13 protein-coding genes are annotated in these 14,842 nt (G+C 59.5%); 4 read left to right on the top strand and 9 right to left on the bottom strand.

Going from position 1 to position 14,842, the window contains the following annotated elements; translation table 11 throughout:
- Positions 1–3 precede the first annotated feature (3 nt).
- The 4 genes from VMR03_RS09100 to VMR03_RS09085 form a co-directional block, all read right to left on the bottom strand.
- The gene (locus tag VMR03_RS09100; RefSeq protein WP_325404406.1) at positions 4–1,209 is read right to left on the bottom strand and encodes an MFS transporter; all 1,206 of its coding nucleotides are present in this window, start codon (positions 1,207–1,209) and stop codon (positions 4–6) included.
- A 118-nt stretch (positions 1,210–1,327) separates the two neighbouring features.
- Positions 1,328–2,680, bottom strand: a complete 1,353-nt coding sequence (locus tag VMR03_RS09095) for a DUF1329 domain-containing protein (protein ID WP_325404404.1) — start codon at positions 2,678–2,680, stop codon at positions 1,328–1,330.
- Between the two features lie 38 nt (positions 2,681–2,718).
- Positions 2,719–4,437: a DUF1302 domain-containing protein gene (locus VMR03_RS09090; protein ID WP_325404402.1), complete on the bottom strand. Its 1,719-nt coding sequence runs from the start codon at positions 4,435–4,437 to the stop codon at positions 2,719–2,721.
- 121 nt (positions 4,438–4,558) lie between these two features.
- The gene (locus VMR03_RS09085; protein ID WP_325404400.1) at positions 4,559–5,950 is read right to left on the bottom strand and encodes an aminotransferase; all 1,392 of its coding nucleotides are present in this window, start codon (positions 5,948–5,950) and stop codon (positions 4,559–4,561) included.
- A 188-nt stretch (positions 5,951–6,138) separates the two neighbouring features.
- Between VMR03_RS09085 and VMR03_RS09080 the strand changes: the two genes are divergently transcribed.
- Both VMR03_RS09080 and VMR03_RS09075 read left to right on the top strand, forming a co-directional pair.
- Positions 6,139–6,975, top strand: a complete 837-nt coding sequence (locus tag VMR03_RS09080) for a helix-turn-helix transcriptional regulator (RefSeq protein ID WP_325404398.1) — start codon at positions 6,139–6,141, stop codon at positions 6,973–6,975.
- An 85-nt stretch (positions 6,976–7,060) separates the two neighbouring features.
- The gene (locus tag VMR03_RS09075) at positions 7,061–8,095 is read left to right on the top strand and encodes an aromatic ring-hydroxylating dioxygenase subunit alpha (RefSeq protein WP_325404396.1); all 1,035 of its coding nucleotides are present in this window, start codon (positions 7,061–7,063) and stop codon (positions 8,093–8,095) included.
- A gap of 56 nt (positions 8,096–8,151) precedes the next feature.
- Here the strand turns inward: VMR03_RS09075 and VMR03_RS09070 are convergent, their stop codons facing one another.
- From VMR03_RS09070 to VMR03_RS09050, 5 genes are read right to left on the bottom strand one after another with little or no spacing between them, the layout of a single operon-like run.
- A complete protein-coding gene (locus VMR03_RS09070; RefSeq protein ID WP_325404394.1) occupies positions 8,152–8,982 on the bottom strand; it encodes an SDR family NAD(P)-dependent oxidoreductase in 831 nt (276 codons plus the stop codon).
- A 10-nt stretch (positions 8,983–8,992) separates the two neighbouring features.
- Positions 8,993–9,409: a MaoC family dehydratase gene (locus tag VMR03_RS09065; RefSeq protein WP_325404392.1), complete on the bottom strand. Its 417-nt coding sequence runs from the start codon at positions 9,407–9,409 to the stop codon at positions 8,993–8,995.
- Positions 9,410–9,419: 10 nt separating this feature from the next.
- Positions 9,420–9,863, bottom strand: coding sequence for a MaoC family dehydratase N-terminal domain-containing protein (locus VMR03_RS09060; RefSeq protein ID WP_325404390.1), 444 nt, complete (start codon positions 9,861–9,863; stop codon positions 9,420–9,422).
- 5 nt (positions 9,864–9,868) lie between these two features.
- Positions 9,869–11,056: a lipid-transfer protein gene (locus VMR03_RS09055; protein ID WP_325404388.1), complete on the bottom strand. Its 1,188-nt coding sequence runs from the start codon at positions 11,054–11,056 to the stop codon at positions 9,869–9,871.
- Between the two features lie 11 nt (positions 11,057–11,067).
- Entirely contained in the window at positions 11,068–12,627 is a 1,560-nt protein-coding gene (locus VMR03_RS09050; RefSeq protein WP_325404386.1) for a long-chain fatty acid--CoA ligase, read from the bottom strand.
- Positions 12,628–12,745: 118 nt separating this feature from the next.
- Here VMR03_RS09050 and VMR03_RS09045 point away from each other — a divergent pair, with 118 nt between their 5' ends.
- Together VMR03_RS09045 and VMR03_RS09040 are read left to right on the top strand one after the other, a co-directional pair.
- Positions 12,746–13,405, top strand: a complete 660-nt coding sequence (locus VMR03_RS09045; protein ID WP_325404384.1) for a TetR/AcrR family transcriptional regulator — start codon at positions 12,746–12,748, stop codon at positions 13,403–13,405.
- A 201-nt stretch (positions 13,406–13,606) separates the two neighbouring features.
- Positions 13,607–14,842, top strand: a 1,236-nt coding sequence (locus tag VMR03_RS09040; protein WP_325404383.1) for an MFS transporter, incomplete at its 3' end; no start/stop codon positions are given.

The raw sequence follows: 14,842 nt of genomic DNA, 5'->3' as shown, positions 1-14,842 counted from the left end.
AGGTCAGGTTCCGACCCGGTCGGCGACGATCGCCGGCCGGGCGACCAGCATCGCCGAAACGCCCAGCATCAGGATAACGACGCCGAAAGCGACGACGAAGGAACGTTCGTCGATGGCCGCGCCGAGCAAGGCCGGCCCGAGACCCGCCCCCGCCGAAGCGACGAGCATTCCCCAAACCGCCAGCCGGCCCGTCTTGTCCAGGCCGGCCTGCACCGCCTGAAAATAGGGTGCCGCAAAAGCCCAGGCGATGTTCTGGAGAACCAGGCCCGAGATCAGCACCGCGCTCGATCCACTGACCAGAATGAAGACCAGTGTGGGCACTGCATAGACAGCCAGCGACGCAAGCAACGGCCAGAGCTTGCCATATCGGCTTCCGAGCAGGAGAACGAGGACGGTTCCGGGGATGCCGCAAAGCGAAGAGAGAGCGAGAACGCGCGACGCGGACGCCGGAGACATGCCGGTCAGCTCCGCATAGCGCAGCATGTAACTCCACAACCCGACCACAGCGAGTTCAAACAACGCAAAGGCAAGAACAGCGAGAATCCTGACCGCTCTCGACTTTCCATCTCCGACGTCGATCGTCGCTGCGCCGGGCGGTAACGGCGCCGATCCGCCATTCAGATTAAACAGGGGATGGAGGATGACGGCGACGGCGCCCAGCGACAGCATTGCAACATAGACGCTGGCGCCGCCGAACCAGGGCTGCAATGCCGGGATGGCCGCGAAGAGCAACGCCGCCAGCACGAACTGCAGCATGACCGACATGCCAAAACCCCTCTCTGCTTGTTCGTGACGGCCGAACCAATTGGTCATGGCACCGGCGAGCAGCCCGAATCCGAGACCGGCGACACTACGCAACAGGAAGAGCTCCGCCACGTTGGCAGCCGCAATCGAGCCAAGATCGCCGATAAAAGCAGCCGCTATACCGAGCTGCGCGATGCGTGTCAGCGGCCAGGTGCTTACGAGGCGAATGGAAAGCCCGAGACCAAACGTGGCGGCAAGAACGTTCGCCGTCGCCACGAGCCCCGCCATGCGTTCGGAGAGGTGAAGATCGACGAGCCAGACCTCGACCAAGGCCGGAAGCATCGACGCGAAGAGCATCCCGTAGGCGCCGGCGAGCGCTACCAGAAAGAGCGTGACCGAACTTCGATGGTCCACATGCTGCCAGCGGATGCTCCACCATTGTCGTACCTCACGCTTTTTCATCATACCTGCCACCCGCGAGCCTCGCTCATGCTTACTTCAATATACAAAAAAAGAGGCGGGACCGTCGGGTCCCGCCTCGAAGACGGCACATGCCGGTGGCATGTGGCGGGAGAGAAAGCTGTTAGCGTGTGCCCCGCTTGCGCAGATAGCCGATTGTGAACATGTCGTCCGTTGCTGCCCCTGTAGTCTCGGCATGGAAGTCGGGCCGGTGATCGTCGTTATAAAGAAGGTCGAGAATGTAGCGACCGGCCTGGAGATCATAGAAGGTCTCGCCGAAGCTGAAGCAGGTCGGAACGTCGTAGACCGGAACCGTTGTCTCTTCCTGATAACGCCAGATATCACCGTGGCTGTCATAAATATCAGTCGCGACCACGCGCCAGCTGTCTTCATCGATATAGAAGACCCGATGCGGAAGCATGTGACGCGTGCCCTCCTTCACCGTCGCATCGACCACCCAGACGCGATGAAGTTCGTAACGCATCAGATCGCGATTGGGAAAGTTTTCCGCGACGAGTTCCTTGACGCGATGTTTGGAGTTGGCAAAGGCGTAGTTGTTGTAGGCAATATAGAGTTCTTTTTTGCCAATCAGTTTCCAGTTGTAGCGATCGAGGCGACCGTTAAACATGTAAAGCTGGTCGTTGGTCGCAAGTCCTTCGTAGCCCGAGGACGGATTGTCGTAAGCGAGTGTCGGCGCGCGGCGGACACGGCGAAGTCCTGGACTGTAGATCCAAGCGCTGCGCTCCCCGTTGAGCGTCTCATGCACCAGGTATTCCTCGCCGGCGAGCCGGGCCGGCTCGGTATAGATCGTGAAATATTTGAGCTGCACATTTTGCAATGCGGCGAAGGTCGGGTTCGCGGGGTTGTAATAGCTCGACAGGCGCACCTCCTCCCATTTCTGGGGTACGAAATTTCCGCCTGAGTCGACCACGGCGGACGTACCCGCGACGTTGCGACCGACGCCCTCGAAGGCCAGCCGATGGTTCCACATCGGCTCCGCACCATTCTTGGGCAGCGGGAACGGAAGGCCGCCCGGAATGGCATCCACCAGATCGGAAGTGGCCGCGTCGAGTTTCGCTACACCGACATTCTGCCTGGTTTTGTCATAGTTGCTCTGTGGCAGCGCGCAGCTTCTGTGAGTCGGATAGATATCCATCCGATAATCAGGATAACGCGCGAAGAGAGCGAGTTGGCCAGCGGACAGATTGTCCTTGTAGCGCTCGACATTGCTCTTATCGATCGAAAAGAGCTTTGGATCCGACGCGTAAGGATCGACATAGTCACCGCCTTGCTTGTAGCCCGCCGGCGGCGTGGAAAGTCCGCCGTCCCAAGCAGGGATCGTGCCCGCCGCATTTCCCGCCCGTTCGGCACCGACAGGTGTCAGTTTTCCACCAAGGTCGGACGCATCGTCTGCCGAAGCACTTCCGATTGCCGATCCGACGACAAGAGCCGCGGCCGCGAAAATCAATTTCGACATATTCTTCACCCTTTCAGATTTCGGTGATCGCGGCGCGTTCAGAACGCGTAGGAGATGCTGACGGAAGCAAAGTCGCGGTCGCTCAGGAAGTTCGTCATCCCGCCACCGAAATTATTGGTGTAGGCCATGCCGAGGCTCCAGACGGACTGATAGTCGGCTGTCAGACCAAGCGTGATCGATTTTCGTCCGTCGATATTGGTGTCTGTGAGGGCATAGTCGAGCGCCGTCCCCCGCACGTCCTGCTTGAAGCTGACCGTGGGATAGAGAACCCAAGGCGTGCCCCATATACCCTGGTAGCTGCCGGTGGCATTGACGACGTAGCCGACCGCGTTGACGTTGCCGAGCGTGTATTCCGGCTTCCGATCAAAATGCGTCCAGGCGGCTTCAGCCATGATCGTCAGATCGTTCATGCCAAGTCCCTGGATGATCGGTCCAAAAACCGCATCTGTCGGCGGCGCAATATAGATCGCGTTCAGGATCGTCTGCGTCCGGTTTGCCCGGGCGAAGCCCTGTTCGGTCGCGCTGCCGTTGAATGTGACCGGATCGGCCATGGCCGCCGCAATCGCCGCCGGGGTAAAGGGATCGGAGAGCGGCACCGGGTAGCCCGGCTGATAGGCCACCTCGGCGCCCAGCGAAACGCCGCCCCAGACGTAGCTTACCGTGGCGCCATAGAGATTCTGGTCCTCGACGTAATTGAGGAAGTAGGACATGGGATAACATGCGGCAAAGGAGCCGAAACACTGCGCATTGACGCCGACGGCTGGTACCTTTTGATGATAGCGCATGTAGTAGAGACCGAACTCCGTCTGCAGGGCGTCGCTGAAGTAGCGTCCGGAGACGCCCCATTGGCCCGAATGCCTCGGTTCTCCACCGCCGACATCGCGCAGCCCCGTCCCCAGCGCGAACTGGACGTCAGCGGGCACACCGGATGCAGCTGGATCGCCAAATCCTCCAAGCGCAGGTCCGTAGAAGACGCCCTGATGGCCGGGCCCTATGATATCTTCCTGCGAGAAGAAAGTGCCGACCGGATCTAGTTCCGTCGGATTCCAGCGCACCTGATAATAGGCCGAAATGTCGAGTCCGTCGAAAGGCGAGAAACTCACGAGCCCCATCGGTGCTGGCACGAAGGCCTGCTTGATTTCGGCACCCGCACCACGCAGCTTGGACATGTCGTACGAATTCGTCTCGGCAATACCGCCGCTATAGAAGAGGCTCTCACCCCAGTTCAGAACCTGATTGCCGAGTCGCAGACTGACTGGCATGTCGCCCACTGGAACGTCGCCATAGACATAGGCGTCGAGCAATCTGATGCGACGCCCCACACGATCGACCGTCGTATCGCTCAGATCGGTCCGCCGCGTCGAATCTTTGTCGGAGAGAATGGCATCGAAGAAGTAGCTGGTGCGGACGAAGGCGCCGTAATCGCCATTCTTCACCTCGAATTCGGTGAGACCGCCGATTGGCGCGCTTACGACGTCCCAACGATCGAAATTGAGATCGCCGTCATCATAATTGTCCGTGAGTCCGTCCGAAGCGCAGCCCTGCGGATTGGTGGAGCTGATGAAGGCGCAATTCCGTCCAGAGGTGCGGACGATCGCGCTGGCCGACAATGTGGTGTCGATCGAGATATCGAAGTCGCCGGATTTGAACTTCATGGCCATCGCCGTTTCGGGCCGGGCCATGACGAGGGCAAGACCGGCCCCCGCAAGCAACGTCCAGCGAGTTACCCTTTTCCGATCTCCGTATCGTCCTTGCATGGGACCCCCTCATTTCCTGCGACCACTCCCCCGAGCGGTCTTTCATCGGCCTGGCAAGAGTGCCGACCTTCGCAAGACTAGGTCCTCTTCGCCGGAGCGATATGGCCTAGATTGGACATCGTCACGCAACCTTGATGCCCTCACGGACGAGTTCGTCGGCAGTATCCAGAATCGCCGCACGAAGCACATCGCCCACGAACTCGATCTCTTGCGCATCAAGCGTCAGCGGCGGCGAAAGGACATTGAGATGCGCCAGCGGCCGCACCAGAAGCCCCCTCTTCTGGCAATGCCGCCAAATGCGCTTTCCGATCCGCGTCTCGTCGGCAAAGAGTTCCTTGCGCGTCTTGTCAGCCACATACTCCACGCACATCATCAGGCGGTGCCCCCTGACATCTCCGACCAGCGGCAGATCGCGAAGCTCGCCGAGCTTCTTCTCGAAGAGCGGTCCGATCGCGCGCACATGCTCGCAGAGCCTCTCCCGCTCGATGATTTCGAGGTTCTTCAGCGCGGCCGCGCAGGCGACGGCGTGGCCTGAATAGGTAAAGCCCGTATTGAAATAGGATCCTGGGCTGCACATTCTCTCATAGATCTCATCGGAGACGATCACGCCTCCGAGCGGAATGTAGCCCGAAGTCAGCCCCTTTGCCGTTGTAATCATATCGGGCACGATACCGAATTCGGCTTGCGATGCGAAGATATGCCCCAGCCGCCCGAAGGCCGTAACAACTTCATCCGATATGTAGAGAATGCCTGCTGCGCGGCAAACCTCTCGCATCCGCCGCAGGTAACCGCTCGGCGGTACGATGACGCCGCCCGAACCCTGGATCGGCTCGGCAATGAAAGCCGCGACGTTCTCAACGCCGAGTTCAGCGAGCTTGCTCTCGAATTCCTCGATCAGATAGTCCGTGAACTCGCTCTCGGACATGTTATCGGGTCGTCTGTAGAGACCAGGTGCGCTGATGTGATGGATGAATCCACTCTCCCGGCTCCAGCCTTCGCAATAGCTTCTGTCGCTTAGCGAGGCGGTGAGATATGTGCTGCCGTGATAGGAACGATCACGGGTGATGATATGCCTGCGCGAGGGCTGCCCGATCCTCTCGAAATAATGGTGCGCTATCCTGACGGCGGAATCGGCCGCCGTCGAACCGCCCGTGGTAAAGAGAACGCGATTAAGCGAGCCCGGCGCATGCCGTGCGAGCGCGGCGGCGAGCGTCGCCATCGCCGGCGTCGTCAGGTCGTCGAAGGGCGAGTAATAGTCGAGCCTGCGCACCTGGTCCGCGATTGCGTCGGCCATCTCATTGCGGCCATGACCAATATTCACGCACCACATGCCCCCGAGACCGTCGAGAAACTTTCGCCCGTCCTCGCCGAAGACATAATTGCCCCTGGCCCCGACGATCACGGTGCGCTCGGCCTTCTCCATTACAGAAAGATCCGTAAAGGGGTGAAGGATATGGCGCCGATCGACCTCGGACGTCAGGATCGGTTCCTCTGTGATGTTGGCTATGGCCACGTCGTACTCCCGGCACCCCGTACGGCACCTTCTCAATTCATCCCGCGCACGCGATATCGGCGCTCCACCTTTCTACCGTATCGCGCCTCACCTCTCTGTGGCCTTGGTAGGCTATGGTTCTGCTAAGGCGATATCGGCTGGACATTCGCGGCTTCTGCCTGAACTATTCGAGAGAAGGGAAGAGCCGCATGAATCATATAGACATCAAGGGCACACTTCCGCTTTCGCTCAGTGCTTCGTGGAGTAAACACCTCAGCGAAGCGTTGACCGAAAGCGATGCGCTGACGAGCATCCTGAGGCTCGGCGACGGTCTCACGGCGCTCGTCCCGAACACGACGCTTTACGCGGGCTTCTACCAGAGAGAGGCGCCGCCCATCGTCATCGATCTCAACGGCGAACACGAATGGAATCGCGACTACAAGGAGGGTCAATACCTCCTTGATCCGAGCTACGAGCAATTCATGAAGCGCCGGACGAGCGTGTGCCTGTCACCCAAGGAAATGTTCCCCCCCGATTTCAGGGAGAGCGCCTATTACATTTCCTTCTATCGTCCCTACGGGATGATCGACGAGATTTGCTATCTGCTTTATCTGACTGAAGACTTCGCGGCCTATTTCTCGCTCATGCGCTTCGCCGGAGCACCGCAATTCAATTCGACGGAGTTCAGGCGGCTCGTTGCGGTAACGGAGAGCGTCGAAATTGCCGCACGCCGCATATGGAAGCTCCACGACGAACAGCAGGGCAACACCGCGCCTTCCCATCAGCTGCATCGTGTGTTCTCCGCGGCCTACGAACGCTTCGGCGCTGAAGAACTGAGCGAACGCGAGAAAGAAGTTACGCACCTCTTGCTGAAGGGGCTGCCGCCAAAATCCGTGGGACGCATGTTGAAGATTGCACCAGGCACTGTGCGCAATCACATCAAACGAATCTACATCAAGCTCGATGTGCGCTCGCAAGCCGAACTTCTGGCACTGTTCTTCGAAACCCTCCAGGACGCCGCCGCGCAGCAGCAGCAGTCGGCCTAACTGTCCTATGGAGGACATACCGTCCTTCCCTCCCCGCCGATACCGTCCCCCAAAATAAACGGCGCCGTGGTTCGGAGGAGATAAAATGAGGGAAGTTCTTTCGCTCGATCCGGAGACACTTCCGGCACATCTCTACTGGACGCCGGATGCTTGGGAAATCGAAAGGCGTGAAATCTGGGCAAAGACCTGGTGTCTGATCGGCCTAGCCTCGCAACTCACAGAAGCCGGCGATTATCTCGCCGCAGAGATCGCCGGCTACCCCGTCTTCGCGATCCGCGGCAAGGACGGCCTGCTGCGCGGCTTCCACAATGTTTGCAGACATCGCGCCTCTCCCCTTCTGCGTGATTGCGCCGGTCATACCGACCGCCTGAGCTGCCCCTATCATCGCTGGCTTTACGATTTCGAAGGGCGCCTGCGCGGGGCGCCCGACATGCAAATCGAAAAAGACGAGTATGGCTTGAAACCCGTGCTCTGCGAGACATGGCGCGGCTTCGTCTTCGTGGCGCTCAACCCCGATGTCGAGCCACTATCGGTCTGGCTGAACGACATCTCGGCGGTCGCCTTACGCCACCCGATCGAGAGCATGAAGCTTGCGCGTCAATTTTCAGTCGAGGCCGACATCAACTGGAAGACGTACTGCGACAATTACGCGGAGGCCTGGCACATTCCGACGATCCATCCGGGCCTTAACGATGCGATCGACATGCGCTCGTACCGCATCGACGCCGTCGGCTTGCGAGTGCAGCGCCACTATGCCCCGGCCCGAGACGGCGGCCAGACGGATGGCCTGTGGGTCTGGCGACTGCCCGGCCTCTTCTTCAACATGTACAATTGGGGCATGAATATCGGCCAGGTCGAGCCGCTCGGCCCGACGAAGATGCGATTGACCTACCGCTACCTTTTCAACGACCTCGATCCGGCGAAGGAACAGGAGCGTGACGATCTGATAGATTGGGCTTATATGGTCGCCAAGGAAGATCTCGATATTTGTCACGCGGTGCAGGCAAATCTGCAAGCCGGCATCTACGATCGAGGCCGCCTCTCATCCATCCACGAGAACGGCGTCATTCAGTTTCAGGAACTCGTTTCCGCCGCGCATCAGCGGCATTCTGCGGAATAGAGCGCGGGGACATTGCATCGGGAAACGGGTCGACCCGTTTCCCGATGCTTGACGTTTCAGAGCGACACACCGCCGCCGACGATCACGACCTGCCCGCTGATGTAGTTCGACTCCGGCGTGCAGAAGAGATAGACGCCATCGGCGGCCTCCTCAGGTGTGCCGGCGCGACCGATCGGAATCATCTGCTTTTCCATCGCATCGATAAAGGCTGGCTGCACGCCGACCGCAATCTTGCGTCCCTCGACGTCTATATTGGCGCCCGCCTCGGTCAAAGGCTGGGTGAGTCTGGTCTTGATAAAGCCAAAGGCCACGCAGTTGACGTTGACCTTGTAACGCCCCCACTCCTTCGACAGCGTTTTCGTCATGCCGACGAGACCTGCCTTGGCGGAGGAGTAGCTCACCTGCCCCGTATTGCCGCCAAGACCTGCAACAGAGGAAATATTGACGACCTTGCGGAAGACTTCCCTTCCCTGTTGCGCTTCGTTTTTCGCAAAAACGCGGATCGGCTCGGCCGCCGCCCGAAGGATGCGAAACGGCGCTGCGAGGTGGACATCCAGCATCGCCTGAAACTGCTCATCCGTCATTTTCTGGATGACGTTGTCCCAAGTGTAGCCTGCATTGTTGACGATGATGTCGAGCCCTCCATAGCTGTCGAGTGCTGTTTGCACGAAACGCTCGCCGAAGTCCGGCGCCGTCACGCTGCCGACGCAGGCGACCGCCTTGCCGCCGCTCGCCTGGATCGTCTCGACGACCTCTTCCGCCGGCTCGGCATCCATATCGTTGATGACGACGTGTGCTCCCTCGCTTGCGAGTTTCAACGCCAACGCGCGTCCGATGCCACGGCCCGATCCGGAGATAAGGGCCACCTTGCCTTCGAGTTTTCTCACGTTTCCATCCTCAGTTCGGAAGGGCGACAACGGCCTCGCCCAGGAGCTTGATATCTTTGTTCTGGTCCGTCGCGATGAGCTCCAGCCGCGCCCGGCTTTCGCCCGCTTCCTCGAAACGCGACAGCAGTTTTGCCGTACATGTGATCTCGGAGCCGAGGGCGGTGATCGAGGCAAAGCGCGTGCCGAAACTGCGGAGCGCTGATTGTGGCGCGAGCACCGTCACCAATCGACCCAGAAACGCCATCGAGAGCATGCCGTGTGCAAATACGTCCGGCATGCCGGCTGCCTTCGCGAAGTCGATATCGACATGAATTGGATTGTGGTCGCCGGACGCACCACAATAAAGTGCGAGCACATGGCGGGTAATCGGATCGGCGACAATGGAGCCGACCGTCTCGCCTTCCATCGCGGTTCTGATGTCTTTCATATATTGCTTCCTATGCATTCCGGACGACGATCGAGCGGCGCATATCGACGACATGGAGACCATCCTGATTGCGCCCTTCCGTCTCCATGACAATGAATTCCAGCGCACCGCCCTTCTTGTCGTAGATGTCCGATATGCGTGATCGAAACGTCACGTGATCGCCGGCGCAGACGGGCGCGTGGTAAACGAAACTTTGCTCACCGTGGAGAACCCGGCCGAGATCGACGCCAAGGAGTTCGAGAAAATCCATCGGATTGTCTCGCTCCATCTCCAGACAGAAAAAGAAGGTCGGCGGCACCGGGAGAGACTTGTAGCCAGCCGCCCGCGCAGCCTCCTCGTCAAAGTAGATCGGGTCGGCATTTCCCGTCGCCTTTGCGAAGAAGCGGAGCCGGCCTTTCTCCACCTCCGCGATAGCCGGGGCGAACTCATAACCGATGAACTTACGATCGATCATCTGCTTCACTCCGCGCGTTCATACATAGTGACGACACAGGCGCCGCCCAGTCCAAGATTGTGCTGCAGGCCTATGCGAGCGCCTTCGACCTGTCGCATACCGGCCGTTCCGCGCAATTGCCAGACGATCTCGGCGCATTGCCCGAGTCCGGTCGCCCCTAGCGGATGTCCCTTCGACAGAAGCCCGCCGGAGGGATTCGTCACCACCTTGCCGCCATAGGTGTTGTCCTCGTCCCAAACGAATTTCTCTGCCTCGCCTTCGGTGCAGAGACCCAGCCCTTCATAGGTGATGATTTCGTTTGTGGTAAAGCAATCGTGCAGTTCGACAACATCGACATCTTCGGGACCGACGCCGGCCTGTCGGTAGACGCTTTCGGCAGCCTCCTTCGTCATGTCAGCACCCACCGCTTTAATGAGGCTTCGTTCGGTGAAAGTCGACGGCCGGTCGGTCGTCATGGCCTGGCCGGCAATTCTGATGCGCGCATCCAGACCGTGTTTGCGCGCGAAATCCTCACTGCAGATAATCGCGGCAGCCGCGCCGGAACTCGGCGGACAGCATTGATGGCGGGTGAGGTTGAGAAACATCTTCGGAGATTGCAGCACATCTTCGACACTGAGCGCCTTTCTGAAGATCGCCCGCTCGTTGTGCAGTGCGTGCCGGCTTGCCTTCTCACGCACCTTGGCGAAAGTCTCGTCTTTCGCACCGTACTTCTGCTGATACTCGTAGCCCGCACCGCCGAATAGACGCAGCGCCATGGGCACCGCCTCCGCGCCCGCGAAGCTCTCATTTGCGACATCGAGAAAATCGTCGAGCGGGCCGGGCCTGTCGCCGAACATGGCCGAGAGCGCACCCGGCATCATTTGCTCGAAGCCCAACGCCAGCGCGCAATCGACAGCACCGCTCTGGACGGCCTGCCGCGCTAGAAAGAGTGCCGATGAACCCGTCGAACAGTTGTTATTGACGTTGACGACTGGAATGCCCGAGAGCCCTACCTTGTAGAGCGCCGCCTGACCGGCCGTCGAGTCGCCATAGACCCAACCGACATAGGCCTGTTGAACGGCGGCGTAGGAAAGACCTGCATCGCCCAGGGCGAGGCGCACAGCCTCCGCGCCCATTTCATTATAGGGAGCAGCGGCCCCTGGTTTGACGAAGGGGAGCATGCCCACTCCGGCTACGATTACACGATTGCTCATTTCTATCCCCGTTAGCTGACGTTGCGGATTTCCGACGCCCAGAAGGGCTTGCGAAGGTCGGCCTTGAGTATTTTCCCGGCGCCCGATTTCGGCAGCGCATCGGTGCGGATATCGACGCTTCGCGGACATTTGTAACCGGCGATCAGGCTCTTGCAGTGAGCCATGAGATCGTCGGCGGACATGTCTCTGCCGGTCCTCGGCACGACGATCGCATGCACACGTTCGCCCCACTTCGCATCGGGTACGCCGATGACGGCGCATTCGCTGACGTCCGGATGTCGCATCAGCGCGTTTTCGACCTCAGCCGAATAGACGTTCTCGCCCCCCGACACGATCATGTCCTTGACCCTGTCCACGATGTAGAGAAAACCGTCGTCGTCGAGGTATCCGCCATCGCCCGTCCGAACCCATCCGTCAACGAGTGTCGACGCGGTTTGCTCCGGCTTGTTCCAATAACCGAGCATGACGTTCGGCCCGCTTACACTGACTTCTCCGACCTGACCGCGCGCCAAGGATCGCCCTTCCGCATCGACGATGTCGACTTCCACGCAGAGCCCCGGACGCCCGGCCGAGCGAAGCTTTCCAGCTTGCGGCCCTTCAAGCACATGCCATTGCGGCCCGAGCAGGGTCGCAAGCGGTGCCAACTCCGTCTGCCCGTAGCCTTGTGTGAATCCGACATGTGGAAGCCGGGACAAGGCTTCCTTGAGCAAGGATTCCGCCATGGGCGAGGCACCATAAAGAAGTCCTTGCCACGAGGAGATATCCCGCTTGCCGAGATCTCCGCAATCGAGAAGCATCCGGATCATGGTCGGGACGAGGAGCGTATAGGTCACGCGGTGCTCTTCAATCAGCCGCAGAAACGACGTGGGCTCAAAGCCCGGCATGAAGACATGCGATCCACCAAAAATCGACACGGCGAGGCCAAGTCCAATATCGGCGAGATGAAACATCGGCGCGGCATGGAGATATCGGACCGACGGATCGAAGCCGATGCCGGCCCCTACGCAAAGCGCTCCCGTCCAAAGATTTTTGTGCGAGAGCATCACTCCTTTGGGAAATCCCGTGGTGCCGCCGGTATAGAATATGCCCGCCAGATCGTTTTCACCGCACCGGACGTCCTCCGCGGGCGCCGTCTGCGCTATCAGATCCTCATAGTCGAGGAGGCCATCGGGTGTGGCGCCATCTCCCGCATGAACGACATGCGCGATGCTCTCGCAAGCCTCCTTCACGGCGAGGCCGGTTTCGAGAAAAGCGTCATCCAGAACGAGTATCGTCGCTCCGGCGTCCTCGATGGAATAGACGTGTTCCGCGACCGACCAGCGCGTATTCATCGGTAGGACGACGCCGCCCATCCACGCCACCGAATAATAGAGCTCGAAGTAGCGATCCGAGTTCAGTGCCAGAACCGCGACACGATCCCCCTTTTTCACACCAAGCCCACGCAAGGCGCCAGCGAAACGCGCAACACGTTCCCTCAGGTCGCTCCATGATCTGCGTCGTCCGGCACAAATCGTCGCGACGGCGTCGGGCGTCGTCGAAGCCGCCCGATGAACGGCCTGTGTGAGATACATTATTCCTCCCCAATGCCTCAGGGCATTTTTTACTTTCGAGTAACATAGTTTCCTCGTAGTATTTTGTCAAATCGGAAGGAGCATCTATGCTCACCTTCGGCCATCCTGGAGATTGCAAATGCGCGGCAAAACCGTCAGCTCGCCCTGGCAGAAGGCACCGGAGCGCAAACAGCAGCGCGCATTGAAGCGGGAGGCCGTATTGGCGGCCGCGGCGCGCATCTTCTCCGAGGTCGGGTATCATCGCGCTTCGCTCGACGAAGTTGCCCGTGTCCTCAATGTGACGAAGCCGACGCTTTATTACTATTTCAAGAACAAGGAGGCCCTGCTCTTTGCCTGCATAGAACACGGGCTCGAGATGCTGGGCGGAAGCGTGGAAGGTCCTCACACTGCAGCGGAAAGCGGCCTGCAAAGACTGATGTCCTACCTCAGGCGCTACGCAAGACTGATTGAGACCGACTTCGGTCGATGCGCAGTCCGGATCAGCGACAAGGAACTATCGGAACCAAGCAGCAAAAAAATCCGCCGGATCAAGGCCGATATAGATCGCGAATTGCGTCAGATGGTGGTCGATGGCATGGCCGACGGGTCCATCGCTTCGGCCAATCCGCAGATCACCGCCTTCGCTCTTGCAGGTGCCCTCAACTCGCTCGGTCATTGGCGTCACCGTGAGGATCAGACGGTTACCGACAAGATTATAGATGAGTATATTTCTCTGCTGGTCGACGGTCTGGCGCCGCGCGATCATGCGAAGGCGAAGCCCGACCGCCATACCCGCTAGACCATCCTCGCTCTTTCCGCATCCACGCGAAGCAAAGCGCCTTCGCCTGCCGGCACCCGTATTCGCCCGGTCGAGAGCGATGGGGGGTCCATGAAGGAGGCTCCAGGACCTGAGCGGGTAGAGCATCGACGATCGGCTTGCGCGCGAATATGAACGATGTATATTTTAGAGGAGGTTTTCGCGGCAGGACGAATGGGGCAGATGATGGATGCAGAGATTGGACGGGCCCCTCAAGTCGGCGGCACCGAAGGAAAACCTGAAGAGCGAACGCCTCGCGTCCGCGAGCTTCTTGCCTTCGCGTTCCCTTCCCTGCCCCACGCCTTCGTTATTATGCCGCTCAACATGGTCATTCCGACGTTCTATGCGGCACATACCAGCGTAACGCTCGCCCAGATCGCGATTCTGACCTCCTTCACGCGCATATTCGACGCCATACTCGATCCGTTGACCGGCTACCTTTCGGACCGGACGCGCTCGCCTCTCGGGCGACGCAAGCCATGGGTCCTGGCAGGCGGCCTCCTCTGCTCGGTCGCCATCTTCTTTCTTTTTCAACCGCCATCGAGCGCAAGTTTCGCGTATTATGGATTGTGGTCGTTTGCCGTCTATTTCGGCTTCACGTTGTTCGAAATTCCGCGCAGCGCCTGGTCGGTCGAAATCAGCCGTGACTACAATCAGCGCTCCAGGGTATCGACCTATTCGGCCGGCTTCAGCGTCGCCGGCGGCCTCGTCTTCTGGGTCATGCCGCTTCTGCTCTTCCAGATGACGGGCACGACAGAGATCACCGGTGCATCTCTCTCCGCGATCGCCATCCTCTACGCAACGCTGATGCCACTCGGCATAGGTATCGCCATCATAGCCGTCCGCAACGGCGTCAAGGCGAGCGAAGGCAACCCGACCATCGGATCGCTCATCCGAGCCCTGCGCAACAACAAGCCCCTCTGGATATATGCGGCGGCGATCGCCTTATGGGGGCTCGCACAGGGCGCGTACATGTCGACGCTGCTTATTTTCCTCAGCGACTACATGAAGCTGGGTTCGATCTTCCCATTCCTGATGGTCGTGTTCTTCCTCGTACAGATCGGCTCGATGCCGATCTGGTATCGCATCATGTCGCGCATCGGGAAACATCGGGCCTGGGCCATCGGCGTGGTCATCGAAATCATGCTGCGGCCGGCCATTCTGCTTTTCGAGCCGGGATCGTCCGCCATGGTGCCGATGTTTTTTCTCGGTGCGGTTTCGGCTTTCCTGAATACGCCCGCCAACATCGCGCCGGGCGCGGCTCTTGGCGATATCGTCGACTACGGCCAGATGAAGACCGGCGTCAATAATGCCGGCAATTTCTTTGCTCTCAACACGCTGATGATCAAGGCCACCATGGCGTCCGGAACCGGGCTCGCCTTCGGCCTCCTCGGCTTCGCCGGCTATAGCGTGGGGAAG

Origin of the sequence: Parvibaculum sp., from assembly GCF_035511255.1 — a bacterium.
GTDB lineage: Bacteria > Pseudomonadota > Alphaproteobacteria > Parvibaculales > Parvibaculaceae > Parvibaculum.
The sequence above is the reverse complement of the archived record's forward strand: the minus strand, read 5'-3'. Positions and strand labels throughout refer to the sequence as shown.